1 protein-coding gene is annotated in these 298 nt (G+C 69.8%); it reads right to left on the bottom strand.

Annotated features, from left to right (window positions below; all coding sequences use genetic code 11):
• On the bottom strand, positions 1 to 298 hold a 298-nt coding region (locus IF43_RS0135840; protein ID WP_030211354.1), incomplete at both ends, for an ABC transporter permease subunit.

Genomic DNA, 298 nt, shown 5'->3' with positions numbered 1-298 from the left:
GCGGTTGCGCAGTACGTGGCGCTCGAGGGGGCTGAAGATCAGCAGGTCGATCGCGATGCCGACGACGAGGATCAGGAAGATCGCCAGGAACACGCCGGGTAGGTCGATGTTGTTGCGGCCGTTCTCCAGGAGCTGGCCCAGGCCCAGGCCGAGGTCGGGGGAGCTGGCGATGATTTCGGCGGCCATCAGGGAGCGCCAGGAGAACGCCCAGCCCTGCTTGAGGCCGGCCAGGTAGCCGGGCAGGGCGGCGGGCATGACGACGTGCCGTGCGCCGAGCAGTCCGGTGGCGCCCAGGGTG

Source organism: Streptomyces sp. NRRL S-87 (genome assembly GCF_000719335.1).
Classification (GTDB): Bacteria; Actinomycetota; Actinomycetes; order Streptomycetales; family Streptomycetaceae; genus Streptomyces.
This window is presented reverse-complemented; position numbering and strand designations above follow the sequence as displayed.